Source organism: Sporosarcina sp. AD_1 (genome assembly GCF_057373025.1).
The window spans coordinates 436,683-459,241 of the sequence record NZ_JBPVIR010000001.1; the positions used below are offsets into that span (position 1 = coordinate 436,683).

18 protein-coding genes are annotated in these 22,559 nt (G+C 44.2%); 9 read left to right on the forward strand and 9 right to left on the reverse strand.

What is annotated here, in order from left to right:
* Positions 1–18: 18 nt before the first annotated feature.
* The 4 genes from ACSW3C_RS02135 to ACSW3C_RS02150 all read right to left on the reverse strand — a co-directional run bounded on the left by ACSW3C_RS02135 (position 19) and on the right by ACSW3C_RS02150 (position 7,738).
* The gene (locus tag ACSW3C_RS02135; RefSeq protein WP_486560624.1) at positions 19–1,446 is read right to left on the reverse strand and encodes a carbon starvation CstA family protein; all 1,428 of its coding nucleotides are present in this window, start codon (positions 1,444–1,446) and stop codon (positions 19–21) included.
* A 511-nt stretch (positions 1,447–1,957) separates the two neighbouring features.
* Entirely contained in the window at positions 1,958–3,304 is a 1,347-nt protein-coding gene (gene brnQ / locus ACSW3C_RS02140; RefSeq protein ID WP_486560625.1) for a branched-chain amino acid transport system II carrier protein, read from the reverse strand.
* A 209-nt stretch (positions 3,305–3,513) separates the two neighbouring features.
* Positions 3,514–6,591 carry an AAA family ATPase gene (locus tag ACSW3C_RS02145; protein ID WP_486560626.1) on the reverse strand — a complete coding sequence of 1,026 codons (3,078 nt, stop codon included), beginning with the start codon at positions 6,589–6,591 and terminating at the stop codon, positions 3,514–3,516.
* Position 6,592: 1 nt separating this feature from the next.
* Positions 6,593–7,738 (reverse strand): exonuclease SbcCD subunit D, encoded by a 1,146-nt coding sequence (locus ACSW3C_RS02150; RefSeq protein ID WP_486560627.1) that lies wholly within the window; start codon positions 7,736–7,738, stop codon positions 6,593–6,595.
* Between the two features lie 295 nt (positions 7,739–8,033).
* On the opposite strand from ACSW3C_RS02150, the gene ACSW3C_RS02155 reads away from it, so the two are divergent.
* Genes ACSW3C_RS02155 through ACSW3C_RS02165 form a run of 3 tightly spaced genes read left to right on the forward strand, consistent with a single transcriptional unit; the run spans position 8,034 to position 10,599 of the window.
* On the forward strand, positions 8,034–8,777 hold the full coding sequence (locus ACSW3C_RS02155; protein ID WP_486560628.1) for a metal ABC transporter ATP-binding protein: 744 nt from the start codon (positions 8,034–8,036) through the stop codon (positions 8,775–8,777).
* The gene (locus ACSW3C_RS02160) at positions 8,777–9,631 is read left to right on the forward strand and encodes a metal ABC transporter permease (RefSeq protein ID WP_486560875.1); all 855 of its coding nucleotides are present in this window, start codon (positions 8,777–8,779) and stop codon (positions 9,629–9,631) included. The genes ACSW3C_RS02155 and ACSW3C_RS02160 overlap by 1 nt, the downstream gene beginning before the upstream one ends.
* Before the next feature lie 29 nt (positions 9,632–9,660).
* Positions 9,661–10,599 (forward strand): metal ABC transporter solute-binding protein, Zn/Mn family, encoded by a 939-nt coding sequence (locus ACSW3C_RS02165; protein ID WP_486560630.1) that lies wholly within the window; start codon positions 9,661–9,663, stop codon positions 10,597–10,599.
* Positions 10,600–10,651: 52 nt separating this feature from the next.
* Here ACSW3C_RS02165 and ACSW3C_RS02170 read toward each other — a convergent pair whose 3' ends face one another.
* Positions 10,652–11,017, reverse strand: coding sequence for a nucleotide excision repair endonuclease (locus ACSW3C_RS02170; RefSeq protein WP_486560631.1), 366 nt, complete (start codon positions 11,015–11,017; stop codon positions 10,652–10,654).
* A gap of 70 nt (positions 11,018–11,087) precedes the next feature.
* Positions 11,088–11,924: a TetR/AcrR family transcriptional regulator gene (locus ACSW3C_RS02175; RefSeq protein ID WP_486560633.1), complete on the reverse strand. Its 837-nt coding sequence runs from the start codon at positions 11,922–11,924 to the stop codon at positions 11,088–11,090.
* A gap of 118 nt (positions 11,925–12,042) precedes the next feature.
* On the opposite strand from ACSW3C_RS02175, the gene ACSW3C_RS02180 reads away from it, so the two are divergent.
* Together ACSW3C_RS02180 and ACSW3C_RS02185 are read left to right on the forward strand one after the other, a co-directional pair.
* The gene (locus tag ACSW3C_RS02180) at positions 12,043–15,153 is read left to right on the forward strand and encodes an efflux RND transporter permease subunit (RefSeq protein WP_486560635.1); all 3,111 of its coding nucleotides are present in this window, start codon (positions 12,043–12,045) and stop codon (positions 15,151–15,153) included.
* 146 nt (positions 15,154–15,299) lie between these two features.
* Positions 15,300–15,914: a DUF3298 and DUF4163 domain-containing protein gene (locus tag ACSW3C_RS02185; protein ID WP_486560636.1), complete on the forward strand. Its 615-nt coding sequence runs from the start codon at positions 15,300–15,302 to the stop codon at positions 15,912–15,914.
* A 52-nt stretch (positions 15,915–15,966) separates the two neighbouring features.
* Here the strand turns inward: ACSW3C_RS02185 and ACSW3C_RS02190 are convergent, their stop codons facing one another.
* Together ACSW3C_RS02190 and ACSW3C_RS02195 are read right to left on the reverse strand one after the other, a co-directional pair.
* Complete coding sequence (locus tag ACSW3C_RS02190; RefSeq protein WP_486560637.1) at positions 15,967–16,527, reverse strand: hypothetical protein; 561 nt, start codon at positions 16,525–16,527, stop codon at positions 15,967–15,969.
* A gap of 61 nt (positions 16,528–16,588) precedes the next feature.
* Positions 16,589–17,311, reverse strand: coding sequence for an NAD-dependent deacylase (locus tag ACSW3C_RS02195; protein WP_486560638.1), 723 nt, complete (start codon positions 17,309–17,311; stop codon positions 16,589–16,591).
* 263 nt (positions 17,312–17,574) lie between these two features.
* Here ACSW3C_RS02195 and ACSW3C_RS02200 point away from each other — a divergent pair, with 263 nt between their 5' ends.
* The 3 genes from ACSW3C_RS02200 (at position 17,575) to ACSW3C_RS02210 (ending at position 21,028) form a co-directional block, all read left to right on the forward strand.
* Entirely contained in the window at positions 17,575–18,999 is a 1,425-nt protein-coding gene (locus tag ACSW3C_RS02200; protein ID WP_486560639.1) for a YfcC family protein, read from the forward strand.
* 93 nt (positions 19,000–19,092) lie between these two features.
* On the forward strand, positions 19,093–20,247 hold the full coding sequence (locus ACSW3C_RS02205; protein ID WP_486560640.1) for a M20 metallopeptidase family protein: 1,155 nt from the start codon (positions 19,093–19,095) through the stop codon (positions 20,245–20,247).
* Between the two features lie 220 nt (positions 20,248–20,467).
* On the forward strand, positions 20,468–21,028 hold the full coding sequence (locus tag ACSW3C_RS02210; protein WP_486560641.1) for a SurA N-terminal domain-containing protein: 561 nt from the start codon (positions 20,468–20,470) through the stop codon (positions 21,026–21,028).
* A 413-nt stretch (positions 21,029–21,441) separates the two neighbouring features.
* On the opposite strand, the gene ACSW3C_RS02215 is transcribed toward ACSW3C_RS02210, so the two are convergent.
* Complete coding sequence (locus ACSW3C_RS02215; protein WP_486560643.1) at positions 21,442–21,669, reverse strand: hypothetical protein; 228 nt, start codon at positions 21,667–21,669, stop codon at positions 21,442–21,444.
* Between the two features lie 150 nt (positions 21,670–21,819).
* Between ACSW3C_RS02215 and ACSW3C_RS02220 the strand changes: the two genes are divergently transcribed.
* A complete protein-coding gene (locus ACSW3C_RS02220; protein WP_486560644.1) occupies positions 21,820–22,551 on the forward strand; it encodes a metallophosphoesterase family protein in 732 nt (243 codons plus the stop codon).
* Positions 22,552–22,559 lie beyond the last annotated feature (8 nt).

Here is a 22,559-nt window from a genome sequence, read left to right on the forward strand (position 1 = left end):
CGACTACGGTGTCTCTGTTTATCGCTCGAGCAAAATTGGAGCTTGTTGTCGGTAATAAAGAATCTTCCGTGCATATTGGATGGCTGCAGCAAGCGTTGCGAGCAAACCGACCACGACGGAAAGCGTGTAATCGAGCGATAGGCCTTCCGGAGCATACAGCCAATACGTGCAAACAACAGCTGTCATGAAGAGGGCCGGAATGCCTGCAATGAAATGCGCTTTCCCTTCCCGCATGAGGAATGAAGCAGCCGTCCACAACATAACAGTGGCGACGATTTGATTGGTCCCTCCAACATATCTCCATAAGAACGAATAGTCAATGGTAGAAAGATAAAACACAGGGGCACCCAGACCGACTGTAATAACAGCAACGACCCATTTCTTCTCTGGATTAAACCATTTGGACAATGATTCTGTTGCAATCATCCGTGCCGATCGAAGTGCCGTATCGCCAGTCGTAATCGGCAAGATGATAACACCGAGAATAGCGAGGATGCCGCCGAATGTTCCGAGCAAGGAAGTGGAGATTTCATTGACAACACCTGCCGGGCCTCCCGCAGCCAATGCCCCCTGCAATCCGCCCGTTCCACCGAAAAATGTCATGCCGGCAGCTGCCCAAATTAGCGCGATAACTCCCTCAGCAATCATGGCACCGTAGAAAATCTTGCGCCCTTCTGTTTCCTTCTTCATCGTCCTGGAAACGATTGGGCTTTGCGTACAGTGGAAACCGGAGATCGCCCCACATGAAATCGTCACCATGAGCAATGGCCATATTGGCAGCTCACCCGGATGCAAATTAGCAAACGTCAGATTCGGTATCTGTTTGGAACCTAATACGAGAGCAGCTGCAATGGCAACTGCCATAATGATTAAAATGGCTCCGAAAATCGGATAGATCCGTCCGATGATTTGATTGATCGGCAAGATGGCCGCTAATAAGAAATAACCAAAAATAAGAACGAGACAGAGCCCAAAAGAAAGTGGACTAATAGATGATATAAGCTGCGCCGGGCCCGCTGTAAATGCTGCCGCCACTAATAGCATCAATACAATGGAAACGATATTAACCGATTTCCGGACAAATTCCCCCATATATTTTCCGACCAACGTAGGAAATTGTGCTCCACCATGCTTTAAAGAAAGCATGCCAGAAAAGTAATCATGGACCGCCCCTGCGAAAATGCAGCCGAACACAATCCATAAAAATGCAACAGGACCGTACAAGGCACCGGCGACCGCACCGAAGATTGGGCCAAGACCAGCAATATTCAATAATTGAATAAGCCAGCCTTTCCACCAGCTCATCGGCACAAAATCGAGCCCGTCCTGTTTTGTATACGCTGGCGTTTGCCGGCTATCATTCACGACAAACACTTTTTCAATGACCTTTGAATAGACTGCATATCCTGCAAACAGCAGAAGAAGAGAACATATAAATGTTACCAAACAAAACTCCTCCTTCTTTTAATATACAGACTATTATATATAATCTAAACTATAAAACAAGCATTATTTCGGAAATAGGGTATATTGTTTCAGTCCGTAATTTGATAACGGAATGCATGAGCAATCACGCAAGGGTATTCATCAAACGCTGGCAATCGGTCACTAGGGGTCACTATTAGCTCTGCACTTTTTTACTTGGAGTAGTAAATAGGATGTTAGAAATTTTGAAATTCATTTCATGAGGTTGCCGTATTTATGCGCGGGTGCGGGGACTGTATGCGCGGGTACCGAAGCCTTATGCGCGGCTTTCACCTGCTTATGCGCGGGTACCGGAGCTTTATGCGCGGGTAGCAACTGCTTATGCGCGGGTACCGGGGCCGTATACGAGGGAAGCAACTGTTTATGCACTGGTACCGAGACACCCGAGAAGTTTTGATTGATAACGAAAAAAAAGACTGTCACAGACAATCAGTTTTCCCTGACTTTCTGGACAGCCCATATCTTTATTGTATTAATATGTTCTTCTGAATACCTTTACTAGCAATCCAGAAATCAGGATGACGATGACTACTGGCAATACCCATCCTAGGCCGTGGGAGTACAGTGGCAAGGCTTTATCTAAAAATGTAATCATTTCTTCGAGCCAAGCCGGCTTTGTTACCTCAAGGGATCCATAGAAACTTGATATGCCATCCACCAGACTAATTAAGAACGCAACAGCGGTTGCACTGACATAGACAATCCTTGAATGATCGAACAGCGGCGACAGGAATGTCAGCAGCATCAGAACAACTGCCAGTGGATATAAAAACAATAATACAGGGATGGAATAGGTAATAATGTTATCCAACCCGAAATTGGAGACGATGAAACAGAACAGCGAGAAGATGGTCACATACGCTTTATAGCTAATGCGCGGGAAGACGGAATTGAAGTATTCGCCGCATGCCGTTACAAGGCCGATGCTCGTTGTCAGGCAAGCCAAGATGATAATGACCGCCAGCAGAACTGTTCCAAATGTTCCAAAATAGTAGGAGGACGCTTTACTCAAAACCGGTCCACCTGTTTCAAACAATCCAAACGTTCCTGTAGAGGAAGCTCCCAAGTATGCGATTCCAATATAGATAATTGCTAAAAACCCTGCAGCGACTACACCTGTTTTGGCAGTCGCTTTCATGATTTGGACATTGTCCGTCACGCCGAGCGCCCGGATAGAATTAATGACAATGATCCCAAACACAAGAGAAGATAGCACATCCATCGTATTATACCCTTCCAGGAATCCTTTGAAGAATGGGATGGTCTGATAATCGCCATGCGCCGGTTCCATTGGTCCGATTGGGTTAATAAAAGCTACCACCAATAACACTAACAATAAAATAATGATAGCAGGTGACATGATCTTTCCGATGCGATCTACAATTTTACTTGGATTGAGCGAAAGCCAGAATGTCACCCCGAAAAAGACGAGTGTAAAAATGAATAATGCCAGTGTTCCGTAGCCAGACGGAATATACGAAGAGATGCCAATATCATAGGCCACTGCACCCGTCCGCGGAGCCGCGAAGAACGGGCCTATCGTTAAATAAAGGACAGATGTAAAGACGATCCCGTAAATTGGATGCACTCTGCTCGCTAGCATTTGCAGATTTTTACTGCCTGAAAAGCCCATCGCCACGATGCCTAAAAACGGCAAACCTACTCCGGTAATGAGAAAGCCCAGAATAGCCGGCCACAAGGATTCTCCGGCATTTTGTCCCAATGAAGCCGGGAAAATAAGATTACCTGCTCCGAAGAACAGGGCGAACAACATGACGCCGATTAACAGAAATGATGAGAATGATATTTTTTGCTGCAATGAGGTATTCCCTCCTAAATGTAAGTGTAAGCAACCGTTATGCAATATATCAATGTCACTCATCATACCGTCCGAACAGCTAAAAAGCAATCATATTTATATTTTAAAATAATATTTTCATTTCATACTATTCATTATTTTTAAATGAATAGAAACGTTATTACATCAAAACAATAAAAGATCAGTACGGCAGAAAATAAATCTATGAATCATTTAATAAAAAACGCTGTTTTACTATATCCTTCCTTCGATTTCGTCACTTCTAGTATAGCAGGGAATGCCGCTTTCAGTTCATCCACGTGGGAGATGACCCCAATCATTCTTCCTGAACGCTGGAGATCAATTAAGGCATCAATGGCCTTTTGAAGTGATTCCGAGTCTAGCGTGCCAAAGCCTTCATCGATAAACATCGTTTCAATCGATACAGAACCTTGGAAGCTTTGAATGACATCGGACATGCCAAGTGCGAGACAGAGCGAGGCATTAAATTTCTCGCCTCCCGAGAGTGTTTTGACATCTCTGTTTTGGCCTGTGTACGCATCGTAAATATCAAGGCCAAGCCCGCTTTGCTTGCCGCGGGCTTCCTGCCTGTCACTGCGGTTCAATTCATATTGTCCATTTGACATTTCACGCAGGCGGCTGTTGGCTGATGCTACAATCCGCTCTAAATAATCAATTTGGATGAATCGCTCAAATGACAGTTTTAATCTATTTTGTCCGCGCAGCAAATCATAGAGTTCACTGACTTTGCCGATCTTTTTCTCTAATCCGACGAGGTTGCCTGAAGACCTCAACAGCTGGTCCTTGCTTTCGCTCAGCGCCTTTTCACTGGCGACGGACGCATGATAATTGCCCAACGCCATTTCATATTCCTTTTTCAATTCCTCCGTCATCGCTGCGATTGCCGTTATATCGCTCTTCGCCTTTCCTTCAACTTGTTGTCTTAACGAAAGGATCAATTCTTTCGTGGCATGTGCTTTCTGCTTGAATTCTTGAATCGCATTCCGAAGATCTTTTCGTTCCTGTGCTGTCAAGGCCCCTTCTTTATAATCCTCCATCGAATGGAATCCAGCTAATTGGAGTGCTGCCTTGAATTGCTTCTCAGCATTCTCTTTTCGGAGAAGCCGTTGCTCTAATGCTTGCACGGAAAATTGTTCGGCGGCAGCCGCTTTGGTCAAACGTTCCTTGCTCTCCTCATATCTCTTTTGCACCCCTGAAAATAGTTCGTCGAGTTCCCTCTTGGCTTTCTCCAGCGTAGCTATCTGTTTTTCCAGAAAAGCTGCATCTCGATATTCCTGAGGCACCGATTCAACCAGCTGTTCATACCGGGCTTGCGATTTCCCCAGTATCGCCTGTTCATCGACCAATTTTCTCTCGGCCGTCTCCTTCTCAATTTGAAGACGGTCCTGTTCACCGGCCCCTTCTTTCCATTGCTTTTTCAATGTTGTGAGCGCAGTTCTCTTTTGGCGCATTTGAATCAATCGTTCTTCCAGCCCTTTTTGTACAGCAAGAAGCTCATCGTAGGAAACTTCGATTTTTTGCGCATCCAGCTGGCGCTTTTTCTCTTCCGTCTGCAAACCAACCGCTTCAGAGGCAGCGAGTTGATTGCGATACATCGTTTCGTGCTTCGATAACTTTAACCTTTCTGCTTCCACTACATCCTTGGATAGTGACAGATCTTCTTGGCTGTCCATTTTCGTCGGATGATGGGTGCTTCCACATACAGGACATGGTTTCCCATCTTGTAGAGTGTGCGCTAGAAGGGAAGCCTGATTATCGAGCCATCTCTGTTCAAGCAAAAGGAATTCACGCTGCAATTGATTGAAATGAAGCGCCTGTTCCTCTGCTGCTTGTTTTGCTGCCTCATGCTTCTGGCATAGCTTTTCGTAGTCTGCCATCAACGCAATCTTCGTTTTCAGCTCATTCACTTCATCTACAACTTGCTCGTAATTTTCCACTTCGCGCTCTGTTTTTTCCACTTCATTCGCTAACCGACTCACTTCATTTCGCTTTTCAATCAAACGGCCGTTAATGCTCGACATATTGGAATGAAGAATTTCCACTCTCTTTTTCATGCTATCGAGCTCCGCTTGTTTTTCCTTCAATGTGACGACGACCGGCACATACTGCCGCACTGAAGTCAGCTCCGTTTGAAGACGTTCCCTTTCGCCCTGCCGCTCTTCGATTTTCACTTTTTCCAACTCAGCAGATGCAAAGGACTCCCTCGCCTGCACTGCTTCCTTTTTGGTGCGTTCAACCGCTTCCTTTTGAGCAAGCCATTCTTTTCGCAGTTCTGCATACTGAAGCTCAATGCCTTCGATGGAAGCTGCTTGTTCCGCGCGTTCCAGAGTCCGCTCCTTTTGTTCTAGAATCGGTTGTTTCTCCGCTATCTGCCTAGCCAAGTTTTCTTTCCGTTCCAAGTCATCGAACAGCTGATTAATCATTTTGGCAGCATGGTAACTCGTTTGCACTTCGGCATGCTTTGCATAAGCATCTTCGTAATTTTTTTGGTTTTCCTTAATTTTATTTCCATAATACACGAGCTCGTCATCCAAGCCTTCCACAATTTGATAAATGTTCGGCTGTTCATTTTCCAGCGAACGGAATAATGCGGATTCCCGATGCGGAACTGCCGACGGAATTCTGCGGATCAACCCGTCAAATGATTGGCGTTCCCGTTCCCATTCCACTTTTAAGTCATCCCTTTGCACCTTCAGCCGATCGACAAGCTGACGATACGGCTCCGTTTTGAAAATCTTTCGGAGTATGGCTTCTTTATTATCTGTATCTGAAGTAAGAAACTTCCGAAATTCCCCTTGCGGCAGCATAATGATCTGACTGAATTGGGCATACGTAAAACCAATGAGACTTTCAATCTTTTGGTTGATTTCTGAAACGATTTGCCTGTCGACAGCCGGTATCTCTGCAATGTTCGTTACTTCCACTAACTCACATCTGCCAGGTGTTTCCGACTTGTTTCCTGCTTTCGTATACGGAATTTGGCGGAGAACACGAAACCGGCGACCGCGCACTTCAAAAACGAGCTCTACCCCCGTTTGGACCGAATCGTCAGCGAAATCACTGCGCATGGCCCGGCTGTCTGTCCTGTCTTCGCCGCTCGCCAGTCCATACAAGGCATAGCATATCCCGTCAAAAATCGTCGTCTTTCCCGCACCGGTCGCTCCTGAAATGACAAATAGACGATGGCTGTCCAACTCAGTAAAATCGATAACTTCCGTCGCTTTATATGGACCGAATGCGGTCATGCTCAATTTAATCGGCCTCATCTTACGCTTCCTCCTTAATCATCACATCATGCAGCAGGTTAGCCAGGATGGAGAGCGTTTCCTCATCTGCCTCCGCCTCTTTCATCTCAGCATAGAACACACGGAAAAGATCCAGATCACTCGGCTTCGTATGCATTTCCGCAGATTTGTTTTCAATAGTAGCTGCCATTTTCGGCAGTGCTCTCTCTATATGCATGGCATTCGGATAGACAGAGCGGACCTTTTCCATCGGATATAAGACAGGTGTTTCATCCTGAAGCTGAATGAAGACGAAATCCTCGCTCGGTTCGTGCCGCAATATTTCATCCATCGTTCCTTTGACTGTCCGCAAATCCTTCTCGGGAATCAATTCCCGTTTTTCCACGGTCACTTGGCCCTCTCCGTCCAGGTCGACGATGTAAAACCCTTTCACATGATGCTCTTCTGAAATTGAATATTTCATAGGCGAGCCGGCATATCTGATCTTTTCCTGCCCGACGAAATGAGCTTGGTGTAAATGGCCAAGCGCCGTGTAGTGAAATGGCTTAAACAGTTCTGCAGAAACATATTCAGCCCCGCCTATGGAGAGGGGCCTCTCCGAATCACTTGTATTCTCCGCTTCTTCACCACCTGGTGTGACAAATGCATGTCCAATCAATACATGGCGCACATCTGGCGCAAGGTGGATCTCTTCAATAATCCGCTTCATGGCACTATTGAAGTCCCGTATCGTATCGTCTTCATAAAAATGTCTGCACACAGAAGGATCTACGAAAGGCACGGGATGAAAATGCACCTCTCCATCTGCATCTTCCAATACGAACGGTGTCGTCTGCTTCGCCAGACGCCCGATAATGTAGAGACCGTTTTTTCGCAACAGATCACTTCCGAAATGAAGGCGGCTTGGACTGTCATGGTTGCCTGCTATGGCAATCACTGGTGTATGCAGCTCCATCACAATTTCCTGCAACACTTCATCTAATAGATTCACTGCTTCTGTCGGCGGTACGGCCCGGTCATATAAATCGCCCGCAATAATGACGGCATCAGGCTTTTCTTCTTTTATCGCATCTATGAATTGTCGTAATACAAAACGCTGTCCGTCTGTCATATAGACACCTTGTACAAGTTTGCCAAGATGCCAATCAGCTGTATGGAAAAACTTCATTCTGCCTCTCCCCCGATTCTAGTTCTCCTTTTATTTTACAGTACTTTCTTGTGATAGCGATAGCAATCCAAAGCGAGAGGAATTGAAAAATTTATGGAACAATATAAAACTATCCAAGAAAAAAGACTTTACTCTGAATCTAAGATATACTATACTGACATAAGTTGCTCAAGGGAAACTTTGATGCCATTGTTCATACATCACCTCTAAAAGCATATATTCGACCGTATATCGAACTACTTTTTTTAACCTAAAAGTTGCACAAGGGAAAGTTGGATTGATTGGAGTGAAAAGCATGAAAGACCAAATACGCGTCCATGACGTATCTGTATCGTATTTTGGAAACCCAGTGTTGGTGGATGTGTCCTTCACATTCACATCAGGGAATCTCATCGGCATATTGGGCCCAAATGGCGCCGGCAAATCGACATTGATGAAAGCGATGCTCGGTTTAATACCAAATGATAAAGGTTCAGTCGAAATCAACGGGAAACCGATTAAAGAAGTCCGTAAGCAAATTGCTTATGTTCCGCAAAGATCCAATATCGACTGGAATTTTCCGATTACTGTGAGGGATACCGTACTTTTAGGGACGTATCCTAAGCTCGGTCTTTTCCACAGACCCAAAAAAGAGCATAAGGAATGGGCGATGCAATGCCTGGAGCAAGTAGGCATGGTGGATTTTGCGAATCAGCAGATCGGGGAACTTTCTGGAGGACAGCAGCAGCGGGTTTTCCTAGCAAGGGCACTTGTGCAAAAAGCAGACATTTTCTTCCTCGATGAACCGTTTGTCGGCATAGACGTATCAAGTGAAGAAGTAATTATTGGCATATTAAAACGGCTTCGCGATGAGGGGAAACTCGTGTTTGTCGTTCATCACGACTTGACGAAAGTGAAACATTACTTTGACGAGCTTGTCTTGATCAATAAAAACTTGATCGCTGCCGGACCGGTACAAGAAGTTTTCACGACGGAAAATATGACGAGAGCCTATCAGCGTCCGTTTTCAATGGTTGAAGGATCGGAGGTGCCTTTATGATCGATTTCATACATGATTTGCAAACGTATGCGTTTTTACAAAAAGCCTTTACGACATCAATTATGGTCGGCGTCATCTGCGGCGTCATCGGGAGCTTCATCGTCCTGCGGGGCATGGCGTTGATGGGCGATGCGATTTCACATGCGATCTTGCCGGGGGTGGCCATTTCCTATATGCTCGGCATCAATTATTTCTACGGCGCCGTCCTGACAGGCGTTTTGACAGCGTTTGGAATCGGTGCCATCACGCAAAACAGCCGGATAAAAAGTGATTCATCGATTGGACTAGTCTTTTCTGCTTTTTTTGCTCTTGGCATCATCTTAATCAACCGGGCAAAAAGCGCTACCGATCTGACGCAAATCCTTTTCGGCAATGTACTTGCCGTCCGCAACTCGGATATGTGGCTCACATTGGCAATCGGAGGTCTGGTCTTGCTGGTCGTCATCATTTTCTACAAGGAATTGCTCGTTTCCAGTTTTGACGAGACGATGGCGGCGGCATATGGATTACCGACACGTCTCATCCATTACGCAATCATGTTCCTGCTGACTTTAGTAACTGTCGCGTCCTTGCAGACAGTCGGTGTCATTTTGGTCGTATCGCTGCTCATCACACCAGCATCCACGGCTTATCTATTGACGAACCGCCTCTCTATCATGGTCATCCTGTCAGCTATTTTCGGTGCCATGTCTGCCGTAATCGGCCTGTATTTCAGTTTTCTTTACAACATGCCTTCGGGACCTGTCATTGCGCTCGTAACAACAGCCCTGTTCGTCCTGGCTTTCCTTTTTTCACCGAAGCAGGGGTTACTAGTCCGAAAACTGAAGTCCGCGAACAGAAAAAAATATGCATAATACTTTCGATATAAGGAAGGAGATTACAAATGAAACGATTGATACAATGGATCAGTTTAACTTTAGTTGCCGCAATTTTACTTTCTGCATGTGGAAGTGACAAGGAAAAAGCGAAGGATCCTGATGCACCTTTAAAAGTTGTTACATCCTTTACTATCATTGCAGATATGGCACGTGAAATCGGCGGCGATCTCGTAGAAGTCCATAACTTAGTGCCAACTGGCACCGATCCGCATGAATATGAACCATTGCCTAATGATATCAAGGCAGCTACAGATGCAGACGTGTTATTTTACAATGGTCTTAACCTGGAGGGCGGCAAAAAGGGTTGGTTTTTCAAAATGGTCGACACGGTACAACAAAAGGAAGAAAATGTTATCAGCCTCACAGAGCGTGTAGAACCCATGTATCTGACGAATGAAGATGGAAGAGAGGAAGAAATTAATCCGCATGCCTTCATCGATCCGGCAGTCGGCATTAAAATGGCAGAAGATCTCCGAGATGCGCTCGTTAAAAAACACCCTGCAAAAAGCGAAGAAATCCAAAAACGCGGGGATGAATACGTGGCACGCTTGAAAGAAATCGATAAGGAATATGAAGAACGGATTCAGGACATTCCGGAAGAAAAAAGAACCCTCGTTACAAGCGAGCGCGCATTCCAATATATGACTTCTCATTACGGCTTGAAGGAAGCGTATATTTGGGAGATCGACACCGAGGAAAACGGTTCCCCTGCCCAAATCAAATCACTGGTGAATTTTATTCATGAACATCAAGTCCCTGTACTTTTCATTGAATCCAATGTGGATCCGCGGCCGATGGAAACCGTCGCTGGCGAAACAGGTGTGCGCATTGCGGAAAAACGAATCTATTCCGATGAAATCGGCCAGCCTGGCGATGAAGTCGACACATACGTAAAATATTTGAACTATAATATCAACCTCATTCATGATGAACTGAGCAAATAACAACAATACCCGCATACCGCCTCATGGGCGCGTATGCGGGTATTCTTTGTTTTCAAAAAAATACTTTTTCCGTATTGTACTTTGCACGGAGAGTATTGATAATATACGTTTCATAAATCTCGCGTTCCATCGGATCTTCTACAAGGATGACGGAGATTTTATTGACTTCACTCCGATGATCTTTGATTGGAGAAACGTTATCCTCCAAGTGTTTTTTCACTCGTTGACGCAGTTTTCGTGCCTTTCCTGCGAAAAGCAATTCGTCCTCCCGGTTATAAAAAAGAACGATTCCCCCTTTATCACGAGGAATTTCATGCAAATCAATAAAACCGCAAATCGGTTTGATTGTTGCTTCGCCAGAGACCTGTTTCCGTTGCACGATGGTTATATCCGGTTTCGGTATTGTTATGGAAATCATTTGTCCACTTCCTATCCTTTTCTAAACATCTATCTTACCATATCATGCCCCATCCGGACGTTTTTTCACCTTATTGTTCTAAGAAACTCCTCATGGCCCGGCTAAACTCCGCCGTTTCTTCGAATGGTTCTAAATTCGATAGCATACCAATAATGACAGGCTTTCTGATTGCTTCCTTCATCAGCTCTTCCTCAATCACCTCGAGACTGATTGTCATATCGGCATTTGCACTGTCGCGTTTTAATGCATTCAACCAGCTGGCGAGATCTGCCTGTGTGACAGCTGCGGAGGAACAACCTGTTTGAAAACCGAAAATCGACTCCTTGTCCAAAAATGGCTCCTTGAGACCGGCCACGACGGAATCAATCCGGTCCACCAGATAATCGGCAAGTCTTTTATAATCAAGTTCCACTTTCGTCATAATGATAATTTCAATATATCCTTTCGTCATGCCGTTGACGATGACAAAGAGATCGGGAAGATGAGCGCTTATGGTCTGACCATAACGTTCCACAAATAAAGCTTCCTGCAATTCAAAGGCTTTCTGACGCAGCCGGCTGAGCAGCCTCATCATTTCTTCATTACCAAGATTCGTCTGTTCTCTCACTTGCATTAATATAAAATCTTTATATTTCTGAATCTCTTCAAATTGGATCACTAAGTATTCACTGAGTCGCTCACGTGAACCGATGTCTTCATGGAAAACAGTACTGATCCGGTCTACCAACTTGGATGTAAAATATTCAAAAATAGCGAACAACAGACTTTCTTTTGATTTGAACGAAAGATAGAAGGAGCCTTTGGATATACCACAAGCATCCGTAATTTCTTGCACCGAAGTCGTATCAAAGCCTTTCTTGGCAAAGAGCTCGGATGCCTTTTCAATTATCAATGTTCGTTTATCCATTTAAAGTCCTCCCTATGAATCCTGTAATCTCTCCATTTTCATTGACGTCTGACTGACCGGTCAGTTATCATAATAAAGTATTAGCGTCAACTCGTCAAAACTAGAAATGGAGGATCCTATGAATTCAATTATCAATTTTGTCATGCGAAACAAATTGGCCGTTTGGCTGCTTACTATCATTATAACCGTTGCGGGAATTTATTCGGGAATGAAAATGAAGTTAGAGACGATTCCCGACATAACGGTTCCAGTTGTCAGCGTAACAACCATCTATCCTGGCGCGACACCTGAACAAGTGATGAATGAAATTTCGGAGCCTCTTGAAAAAACGGTGAAAAATTTAAAAGGCGCGAAATCCGTAAGCTCCACTTCATACCAAAACGCCTCTTCCATGCAAATCGAGTATAGTTTCGGAACGGATATGAAGGCCGCCGAAGAAGAGGTCAAAGAAGCGGTCGCCAACTATCAGCTGCCTGATTCTGCCCAAGAACCGTCTGTTGGCAGAATCAGCATCAACGCTTTTCCGGTTGTCGCTTTAAGTGTGTCGGATAAGAACAAATCGCTTGAGGACATGACTGCTTTAGTCGAAGATTCCCTTGTACCGGACTTGGAAGGCATTGATGGAGTTTCCAGCGTGGCTGTATCCGGCCAACAAATCGAAGAAGTCGTGTTGACCTTTGACCAGGAAAAGCTGGCGGAAAATAATCTGGATGAAGAAACTGTAAAACAACTGATTAAAGGATCAGATTTGAAAATGCCGCTCGGTCTTTTCAACTTTAATGGTGAAGAGCAATCCGTCGTCGTCGATGGAAAGCTGACAACCATATCCGAATTGGAGAATCTCTTGATTCCTGCAATTCCGAAAGCAGCGGGTGCTGTGCAGTCCCCTGCTGGACAAAACGGCGCTCAAGGAATGCCTCCTGAAGCTGCGGCTGGCATCCCGACAGTCAAGCTGGGAGACATCGCGACAATCAAGCACGTCGGCAAAGCGGAATCGATTTCCCGCATGAACGGGAAAGAAGCCATTGCAATCCAAGTTGTTAAATCACAGGATGCCAATACAGTGACTGTCGTCAATGCAGTGAAAAAGATGACGGCTTCATTCCAAGATGAACACGACGGCCTCTCCATCTCTGTCTCATTGGATCAGGGTGAACCGATCGAACAATCCGTAGAAACAATGCTGAGTAAAGCATTATTCGGAGCGCTTTTCGCAGTCATTATTATCATGCTGTTCTTGCGCAATTTCCGATCTACTATCATTTCAATTATCTCGATCCCAATGTCTTTGCTTATCGCAGTATTATTATTGAAGGAACTCGATATTACGTTAAATATGATGACACTTGGCGCTATGACAGTTGCCATCGGCCGAGTCATTGATGACTCGATCGTAGTCGTAGAAAATATCTATCGGCGGATGCATCTCTCGACAGAAAAACTGCGGGGCCGGGATTTGATTCGGGAAGCTACAAAAGAAATGTTCAAACCGATTGCATCCTCCACACTTGTCACCGTGGCGGTGTTCCTGCCGCTCGGCCTGGTCGGTGGCATGGTAGGAGAATTGTTCCTGCCGTTTGCACTCACGATTGTCTTTTCTTTATTAGCGTCACTTCTCGTTGCAATCACCATTGTGCCAATGCTGGCCCATACATTGTTCAACAAGCAATTAAACGGCAATGCAGGAGTTCATAAAGAACAGCATGGGAAAATGGCGAATGGCTACCGTAAAGTACTGAACTGGACATTGGATCATAAATTGATCACTGTTATCCTATCTTTGGCTCTTCTTGGAGGCAGTCTCTTTTTAGTCCCGCATGTCGGGGTCAGTATGCTGCCGGATGAAGAACAGAAAATGATGTACATTACGTACACGCCTGAACCAGGTGAACCATTGGACACTGTCAACGACAATACCGTACAAGCGGAAAATTACCTGTTAGCATTGAAGAACGTGGAAAGCGTCCAAGTTTCCGTTGGCGGTGAAAATCCGATGGCACCCGGCGCTTCAAATGGTGCGCTTATGTTCGTGAATTTTAATTCCGATACACCGAACTTCGATAAAGTAAAAGAGAAAACGATGATAGAGCTGAATAAGCTGTCTGTGAAAGGTGAATGGAAATCACAGGACTTCGGAGTAAGCGGCTCCAGCAATCAATTGAGCTACTATGTATACGGAGATCGACTTGATGAAATTGAACCTGTTGTCAATGACATCGAATCGATTCTTTCCTCAACTAAAGACTTGAAAAATACGAAAACAAGCATGTCTCGCACCTATAAGGAATACACATTGGTCGCTGATCAGGAGAAACTGACACAATATGGTTTGACTACTGCTCAGGTCGGTATGATATTATATCCGAACAAACAACAGCAAGTTATTACGAAATTGGAAGACGGCAGAAAGTCGATCAATGTTCTCGTCGACGATGCCAAGAAAGAACATAAAACAATCCAAGAACTGCTCGATGAAAAAATTCAGACGCCATTTGGAATAGAAATCCCTATATCGGAAGTCGTTGAATTAAAAGAAGGTACCACTTCGGATACCGTTTCCCGCCGAGACGGCAAATTATTCGCAAGCGTGTCGGCAGAAATCGTTACAAAGGATGTATCCAAAGTATCCAAAAGTGTAAGCGAAAAAGTCGATCAGCTACAAATGCCTTCTACTGTCAAAATCAAGACAGCCGGCGTCACAGAGGATATTACAGAAGCCTTCACGCAACTTGGGCTGGCTATGCTAGCTGCGATTGCTATCGTGTACCTCATCCTTGTGATTACATTCGGAGGCGGATTAGCACCATTCGCAATCCTCTTCTCATTGCCGTTCACAGTGATCGGCGCATTGGTTGGATTGTTGATTGGCGGAGAAACAATCAGCGTCTCGGCAATGATTGGGATGCTCATGCTGATTGGTATCGTTGTAACGAATGCCATTGTGTTAATTGACCGAGTCATTAACAAAGAAAAAGAAGGGCTGCCTACCCGGGAGGCACTTCTTGAAGCAGGAGCGACAAGACTACGTCCAATATTGATGACCGCCTTAGCTACAATCGGCGCATTAATCCCACTTGCTATTGGAGCTGAAGGAAGCGGCTTGATTTCCAAAGGTCTGGGCATCACAGTTATTGGCGGATTGACGAGCTCCACACTGCTTACACTCATTTTTGTGCCAGTCGTCTTTGAGTTCGTTGGCAAGTTCCGAAGAAAAAAGGTTAGAAACTGAATCCATTGAATGTACCGCCTGCCGTCAACGACGACAGGCGGTTTTTGTCATGATGAATCCCGAGCCTCTTAGCCAGTGTCATTCATTCCGACCCTTTTCATATACTGTATGACTCGGTTAGAGTGAGAAGGGAGCTGAGCCTCGGAGTGGACCAACCTGTAACGGTCATATCAAGAAAGATGGATTTGGATTCAGATAAAATCACGATTGCGTATCCAGTCATTATCCAAATGTTAGACGCCATCATTCAACGGAAGATTAATTTCGCCATTATTTCTGTCTATAACGATTTACTCATCGAACAAAATTTTTATAATGAAGATTTAGTCGAACTGATTGGATATTTTGAAGTGAAGACAAATGAACGGGGCATCCTGAGCCTCAATTTAATTGTCTATTCGTACACGGGAGGCGCACATGGAATAACCATTGTGAAATCATTAACTTTTTCTACAAAAACAGGAGAGCATTATAAATTGCAGGATTTATTCAAAAGCGGCAGCAATTATGTAGAGGTCATCTCCGAAATCATCCGTCAACGGATTGATGACTGGGATATCACTTTACTTGATCCGCCTTTCAAGAAGATTCGGCCGAATCAGGATTACTATCTTGCAGACGCGTCGATCGTCATCTACTTTCAGCTCTATGAAATTTCGCCTTATGCACAGGGATTCCCATACTTCCCGATTCCACTCAAAGATTTGGAGAAAGTCATAGCGCCAGATGGACCGTTATCCAAATTGATAACTTTTACGTAAATATAGCTGTCATCCGACTCGTAAAACACCGAGTGGATTGACAGCTTTCACATTATTGTTTCCTATTTCGTTTGCGAGAATAGATGATGAATAAAAGAAGGACAAAAAGGAAACAAGAAATGGCCACTTTCCATCCGACATCATTTGTATAGTTATGATCAGATTTCATTTCATTAGATTGCTCAATAACCTTCCCGCTACCTAATTCCGCCAGCTCCTCGGATGCATCTGCAAGGCTAGCCGTCCTATGGCAGATGCTTGTCGCCAACGTATTCTCCCCGTACATTTCATTGACTGTCGCAAAGACAAGATAGGATTCCCCCTCCTCGAAAGGAAAGCCGCAATCACCGTCATCCAGACCTGTTCTAATTTCGATCTTGCTCGTTTCTTCGCCTTTCCATAGTTCATTCACTTGAAACGTAACCGTTTTTCCTCGATTCCAGCTCTTCTTACTCTCCGTTATCCCAACTACCTTCCCACCAAACACCGCTTTGGCTTCCTCCAAAGCTTGATCCACAGGCGGAGGCATGACGCAGGAGCAAGCAGATACCTCTTCTGGTTTACTCCATACAAGGAAAAACAGAAGTAACAATAACATCCCAATCCTTTTCATATCTACCACTTCCCCATTTGTCCAAGTAGACGGCCGGGAACTAATAATGTTACGGGAAAATTTACAGATCCTCTCTCAGCTCTTGATCAGCCTGAGCCAGCACGACTCCAATATCTGTGTCGTGAATGACCAAGTCTGCGTAATGATCGAATAAAGTTGGCTCCCTATTCACAATGACCAGTTGGGCTCCTTGTTCTTTTGCCAGTAACGGGAACTGGTTGGCAGGCGTAACAGTCAAGGAGGAGCCAAGAACAATAAACAGTTCACACTTCTCCGCTTCGTGTAGAGCTTTGGCAAAAGTATTTTCCGGCAACATTTCGCCGAACAATACAACGGATGGCCGCAGTGTGCCTCCGCACGGGCAATAATATTGCTCTTCTGAATACCGATCATTCCCATAAACCTTGCCGCATGTTTGACAATGCACCTTTTGAAGAGTTCCGTGCAATTCCATGCTATTTACAGTTCCCGCATCTGTATGAAATCCATCCACATTTTGCGTAATGACTCCTTGGATCAGCCCTTTTCTTTCCCAATCCGCTAAGATGAAATGACCTGCATGTGGTTTGCAATCTTGGACGCCCAATACACGATGCCGATAAAAGCTGAAAAACTGCTCCACATTTTTATTTAGCGCCTCTGTACTGGCTACCCTGCTAGGATCCTCTTGTTCCCACAGGCCAGTATTTGAACTACGAAAATCAGGCAGCCCACTTTCTGTAGACATACCGGCGCCGGTAAAAACAACTGTATGTTTTGAATTACGGATTAAACTTGCAAGCATTTTTATTCATCCTCCTCTTATATTTTAACAATAAATGGAATATATTAAACTATTCTATTTCCCAGGAAATTATTAAATCCAATTTAGTTCAAAATAATTTACACACACATTTATTCACTTTCATCTACCTACCACTAGTAAACTTTGTTTCAAAACTTATCAAATCTGTGAATTTCCAAATTATGATCTTGCATTATACTTGAATACCTTTTACAATCAATTGAATAAAAATACATCAATCTGAATAATGAGGAGTATGTGACATGCAGAAACAGACATCCGAGTACAGTCATCCAAACGCAGCTCAATCTAAAAAGAAACCTCTCCATATTAATGCATTCGTCTTATTATTCTTTGTCGTTCTCCTATCGGCCGCTTTGACATACATCATGCCGGCTGGTGAATACGATCGGGTGGAAAAGGACGGGCGGACTCTTGTCGTGCCGGATTCATTCCACTGGGCCGAATCATCTCCCGTAAATTTCTTCCATGCTTTTACAAGCTTTCATGAAGGGATGGTCAATGCAGCAGGCATTATTTTCTTCGTCCTCATCATCGGCGGGTCTTTCGGTATTCTAAAAGCAACCGGTGCGTTGGACGCCTTGATTGTAAGCTTAACTAGAAAACTTGGCAAACGCGAACTATTACTTATTCCCGTCTTGATGCTCTTTTTTGGAGCCGGCGGTACCTTAATGGGTATGGCGGAAGAAACGATTGTCTATATCGCGATCGTCACGCCTCTTGCCATTGCACTCGGATTTGACGCAATTGTCGGTTTCGCTATTGTATCAGTCGGTGCCAATATTGGCTTCATGAGCGCGGTTTTAAATCCCTTCAATATAGGTGTCGCTCAAAGTATAGCCGATCTGCCGACATTCTCCGGTATTGGTCTTCGTATCGTGTTATTCTTCACATTATACAGTGCTGGCGTCCTTTATGTATTTCGTTATGCCAAGAAAGTGAAGACCAACCCAGAACTGAAATTTATCGGCCACCTCCAAAATGATACACACAAAAACACTGGGCAGATGATGGAACTGACGACCCGTCATAAATGGATTCTTTCGTTGTTCTTATTCAACTTTATCATCCTTATTTTTGGTGTCATTCAACTAGGCTGGTATATTACAGAAATCGCTGCCCTCTTTTTGCTATTTGGCGTTGTAGTTGGCTTAATTGGCAAACTGGGTGCGAATAAGATGGCGGACAGCTTTATTGACGGAGCAAAAGAACTCATTGGCGGTGCTTTGATTATTGGTTTTGCACAAGCGATTCTTGTTGTCATACAAGATGGAAAGCTAATTGATACGATATTATTTTATGCATCTTCTGTGCTGGGTGAGCTGTCCCCTATTTTGAACGCCATCGGAATGTTTGTGGTCCAGCTGTTCCTCAACTTTCTCGTGCCTTCCGGAAGCGGCCAGGCGGCTCTTACTATGCCGATATTAGCACCGCTTTCCGATTTAGTAGGTGTGACAAGACAAACGGCTGTCCTTGCTTTCCAGCTGGGCGATGGCATTTCCAATGCGCTCTTTCCGACCTCCGGAGTCCTGCTCGCAGGTCTTGCTGTTGCAGGAATTCCTTTTACCCGCTGGATCAAATGGGTATTGCCCCTTATTTGCATCCAAGTCGTGATTGCAATTCTCTTTCTTATTGCAGCACAACTGATTCACTATGGGCCATTTTAATCAGTTATACTAAATATTGATGAAATACACTGGATGAGAACAATCTATCTGTCCAAGTAACAGAGTCAACCAGACTAGATGAGGAGCTTTTCTATGAACAAATTATTACTGGATCAAGCGCTGATCGACTGGACGATTGAACAGCGCAGACACTTCCATATGCATCCTGAGCTGTCCGGACAAGAAGTCGAAACAGCGGCTTATGTCAAAGCAAGGTTAACAGAATTCGGAATTCCATTAGTAGACGGCTATTCTGAACCGAATGTCATTGCATTTTTCAAAGGAACGGAAGGAAATAAAACAATTGCCCTGCGAGCGGATATGGATGCCCTTCCACTTGAGGAGGAAGGAGATAAACCGTATATCTCCAAAGTCCCCGGTGTCATGCACGGTTGCGGGCATGACGGGCATACGGCCACGCTGTTGGCAGTCGCCAAATGGATGAGCGAGAATGCCCAGCATGTTCGCCATAATATCCTATTCATTTTTCAAAGTTCCGAAGAGGCATCGCCAAGCGGAGCGAAACAGCTTGTCGAGGAAGGCATTTTAGACGGTGTCGATGTTATTTACGGTATTCATTATATGTCCAACATGCGTCTCGGGAAGATCGGTTTTGCCACTGGCCCCGCTATGGCTTCCTGTGATGATTTTGACATCGTCATAGAAGGCAAAGGCGGCCACGGGGGCAGCCCGCACGAAACGGTGGATCCAATCTATATCGCGACACATGTAATACAGGCATTCCAATCAATCGTCAGCCGTAATCTAAATCCCTTGCATGCCGGCGTCATTTCCATTGGCGGATTGCAAGCAGGCAATTCCTATAACGTCATACCGGATAAGGTTTTATTGAAAGGAACCATCCGCGCCTTGACGTTCGAAGGCGCCACGCTCATGCACCACAAAACTGAGCAACTAACGAAATCCATCTGCGAAAGCTTCGGCGCCGTTGGACATTATCAATTCATCGAGGGGACTCCCCCTCTGTATAACCACCCCGAAGCATGTGAAGTGGCGAAGGATATAATCGAGAAAACATTTGGTGAGGATACCTTTGTGGATTACGAGCCTGTGCTTGGCGCAGAAGACTATGCCTATTACTTAAAAAACAAAGTCGGTGCTTTCATTAATGTCGGCATGCAAAGTGAAAAAAGCCAATACCCGCACCATCACCCGAAGTTCGATATCGACGAATTAGCCATCCCGGTAGGCATCGAATTGATGATCCAACTGGCACTTCATGGATAAGCAGATTTTTTGTAACGCCTTCGGTTGATGTGAAGAAAACATTACCTAACAAATCCATTGAGGACACAATTCGTATATGAATTGCTGTCCTCTTTTTTATTGATATAGCGGGGTAAATGTTTTAAAACAAACCGGGCCATATTCTTGCATAAAAATTCGGAACTTTTTGTATTTCGAAACGTATTACTTATTGAAAAGATTTTTTTATGGAGGTGTTTTTTTGAGAAGAATTCCTATATTAATAATTTCACTGTCTTTAATTATCTCCCTAATGGGATGTAGTTCTACTGTACAAGGTAGCATGAAAGATTACAAAAACAGTGATGTGGCAGCAATTGTTGGAGACAAAGAAATTACAATAGGTGACTTACGATTTCTGTATTCAGATGATGATGTCTTAAAGAACATTGAAGGAATTGTAAAGTTCGAATTAATGCTCCAGGAAGCTAAAAAAATGAATCTTGACGTTTCTGAAGACAAAGCTGTTCGGAAAGAAATTATGCTATCTCTTCCTCTTGAAGATGGAGAGGGGGATGTAAGAATGCAAGATTTTATCAAATCCCAAGCAGATAAGCTCGGAATGGAAAAAGAAGAATATTACAAGAAGTATGCTGAAATCAGAAGCGAACAAGATTCGTATGTAAATGCCTACATAAATGAAATGGTTGGTATGGACGGATATAATGAAGATAACTTAAAGGAATTTGATAAAAAGGCAAATGACTTTTTGAATGATTTAGTAAAAAAACATGAAAAGGAAATAAAAATACTAATTAAGTAAGTTTTAATCCCTTATAAAGCTAAAGGGTGTGTTTGTTAAGTAAGACATATCGGAATTAAAACTTTAAAACACGGCATTAAAAACGCACATTTCTGTGCGTTTTTTAATGTAGAATATGCTGTTAATTATAGAACAAATTGAGTGCTCAATTAAAACGCCATGACTCCTCCATGATTTGAACCGCTCGAATATCGTCTCTAACCTCTCGTATGTTTTCACGAAAGCTCGTATATCACTCCAACCACTCGTATATTCCGTCAACCGCTCGTATTTCTCCGTGACCGCTCGATTATGCAAGTAAACCTCTCGTATCTGGTTGCGAACCACTCGATTCATTTATTGTCATGATGGGTTCTCTCCGGTAACGTCGATTATGTAAGAAGTCTGCACGTATCATCCTTCAAAGTGCTCGATTATTTGAAAGAGTGCGCGCATCCTTTGCAGGAGTGCTCAATTAAAACGCCATGACTCCTCCATGATTTGAACCGCTCGAATATCGTCTCTAACCTCTCGTATGTTTTCACGAAAGCTCGTATATCACTCCAACCACTCGTATATTCCGTCAACCGCTCGTATTTCTCCGTGACCGCTCGATTATGCAAGTAAACCTCTCGTATCTGGTTGCGAACCACTCGATTCATTTATTGTCATGATGGCACCTTTTTTAGCGTGCTTGATAACCGAGTGACCGCTCTTCTCCATGCCGCCTAGTTATTTCAATACAAGCATCTTTCTTACGATTCACGCATCTCTCAGGTAGAATGAAAGGGATAAACAAGGAGTTGACGCATGTGAGACGGACATTTGTGATAAGTGATATTCATGGAGAGATTACAGCTTTTAATCAATTATTGAGCGAGATCCATTATGAGCCTGGCACTGACCAGCTGATCCTCCTCGGTGATTATGTAGATCGGGGAGAGGATTCGAAGGCGGTGCTGGACAAAGTGATGGAGCTTCGCAAGCTTGGCGCTATTGTCCTCAAGGGAAACCATGAAGATATGATGATTAAAGCATTAACGAGTGAAGAAGAAAGGCCATGGCGTCATTGGGTGGATCGGAATGGAGGAAGTGAAACATTACGGAGCTACGGCTTTCGCGAAGAGGAGTATACCGTTTCTCCAGATCTACCGTTTGAGCGGCCTCAACTTTCTTCAGAAGCACTGGAGAAGCATCTTGAGTTCATCTGCTCTTTAGACATCTATAAAGAACAAGACGATTTCATCTTCGTACATGCAGGCGTACATCCTGAAACGCCTATCCATGAGACGGAGGAACGGGACTTTCTCTGGATTCGCGATCCTTTTCATAATGGTTATTGTGGTGAAAAAAAGGTAGTGTTCGGCCACACACCGACCCACTATTTATATCAAGATGACGCGAACCATTCCATCTTTTTTGGGGATAATAATATTATTGGAATCGATGGCGGGGCTGTATATGGCGGCCAGTTGAATTGTCTGGAACTGCCCGATCTCACTCCGTATTCCGTAAAATTAAAATCTGAAAACCCTTCAGTATAAAGATTGAC

Coding starts and splice junctions, on each gene's coding strand:
- ACSW3C_RS02145 (WP_486560626.1), bottom strand. CDS start 6,591: ATGAGGCCGATTAAATTGAGCATGACCGCATTCGGTCCATATAAAGCG.
- ACSW3C_RS02150 (WP_486560627.1), bottom strand. CDS start 7,738: ATGAAGTTTTTCCATACAGCTGATTGGCATCTTGGCAAACTTGTACAA.
- ACSW3C_RS02155 (WP_486560628.1), top strand. CDS start 8,034: ATGAAAGACCAAATACGCGTCCATGACGTATCTGTATCGTATTTTGGA.
- ACSW3C_RS02165 (WP_486560630.1), top strand. CDS start 9,661: ATGAAACGATTGATACAATGGATCAGTTTAACTTTAGTTGCCGCAATT.
- ACSW3C_RS02170 (WP_486560631.1), bottom strand. CDS start 11,017: ATGATTTCCATAACAATACCGAAACCGGATATAACCATCGTGCAACGG.
- ACSW3C_RS02175 (WP_486560633.1), bottom strand. CDS start 11,924: ATGGATAAACGAACATTGATAATTGAAAAGGCATCCGAGCTCTTTGCC.
- ACSW3C_RS02180 (WP_486560635.1), top strand. CDS start 12,043: ATGAATTCAATTATCAATTTTGTCATGCGAAACAAATTGGCCGTTTGG.
- ACSW3C_RS02190 (WP_486560637.1), bottom strand. CDS start 16,527: ATGAAAAGGATTGGGATGTTATTGTTACTTCTGTTTTTCCTTGTATGG.
- ACSW3C_RS02195 (WP_486560638.1), bottom strand. CDS start 17,311: ATGCTTGCAAGTTTAATCCGTAATTCAAAACATACAGTTGTTTTTACC.
- ACSW3C_RS02200 (WP_486560639.1), top strand. CDS start 17,575: ATGCAGAAACAGACATCCGAGTACAGTCATCCAAACGCAGCTCAATCT.
- ACSW3C_RS02205 (WP_486560640.1), top strand. CDS start 19,093: ATGAACAAATTATTACTGGATCAAGCGCTGATCGACTGGACGATTGAA.
- ACSW3C_RS02215 (WP_486560643.1), bottom strand. CDS start 21,669: ATGAATCGAGTGGTTCGCAACCAGATACGAGAGGTTTACTTGCATAAT.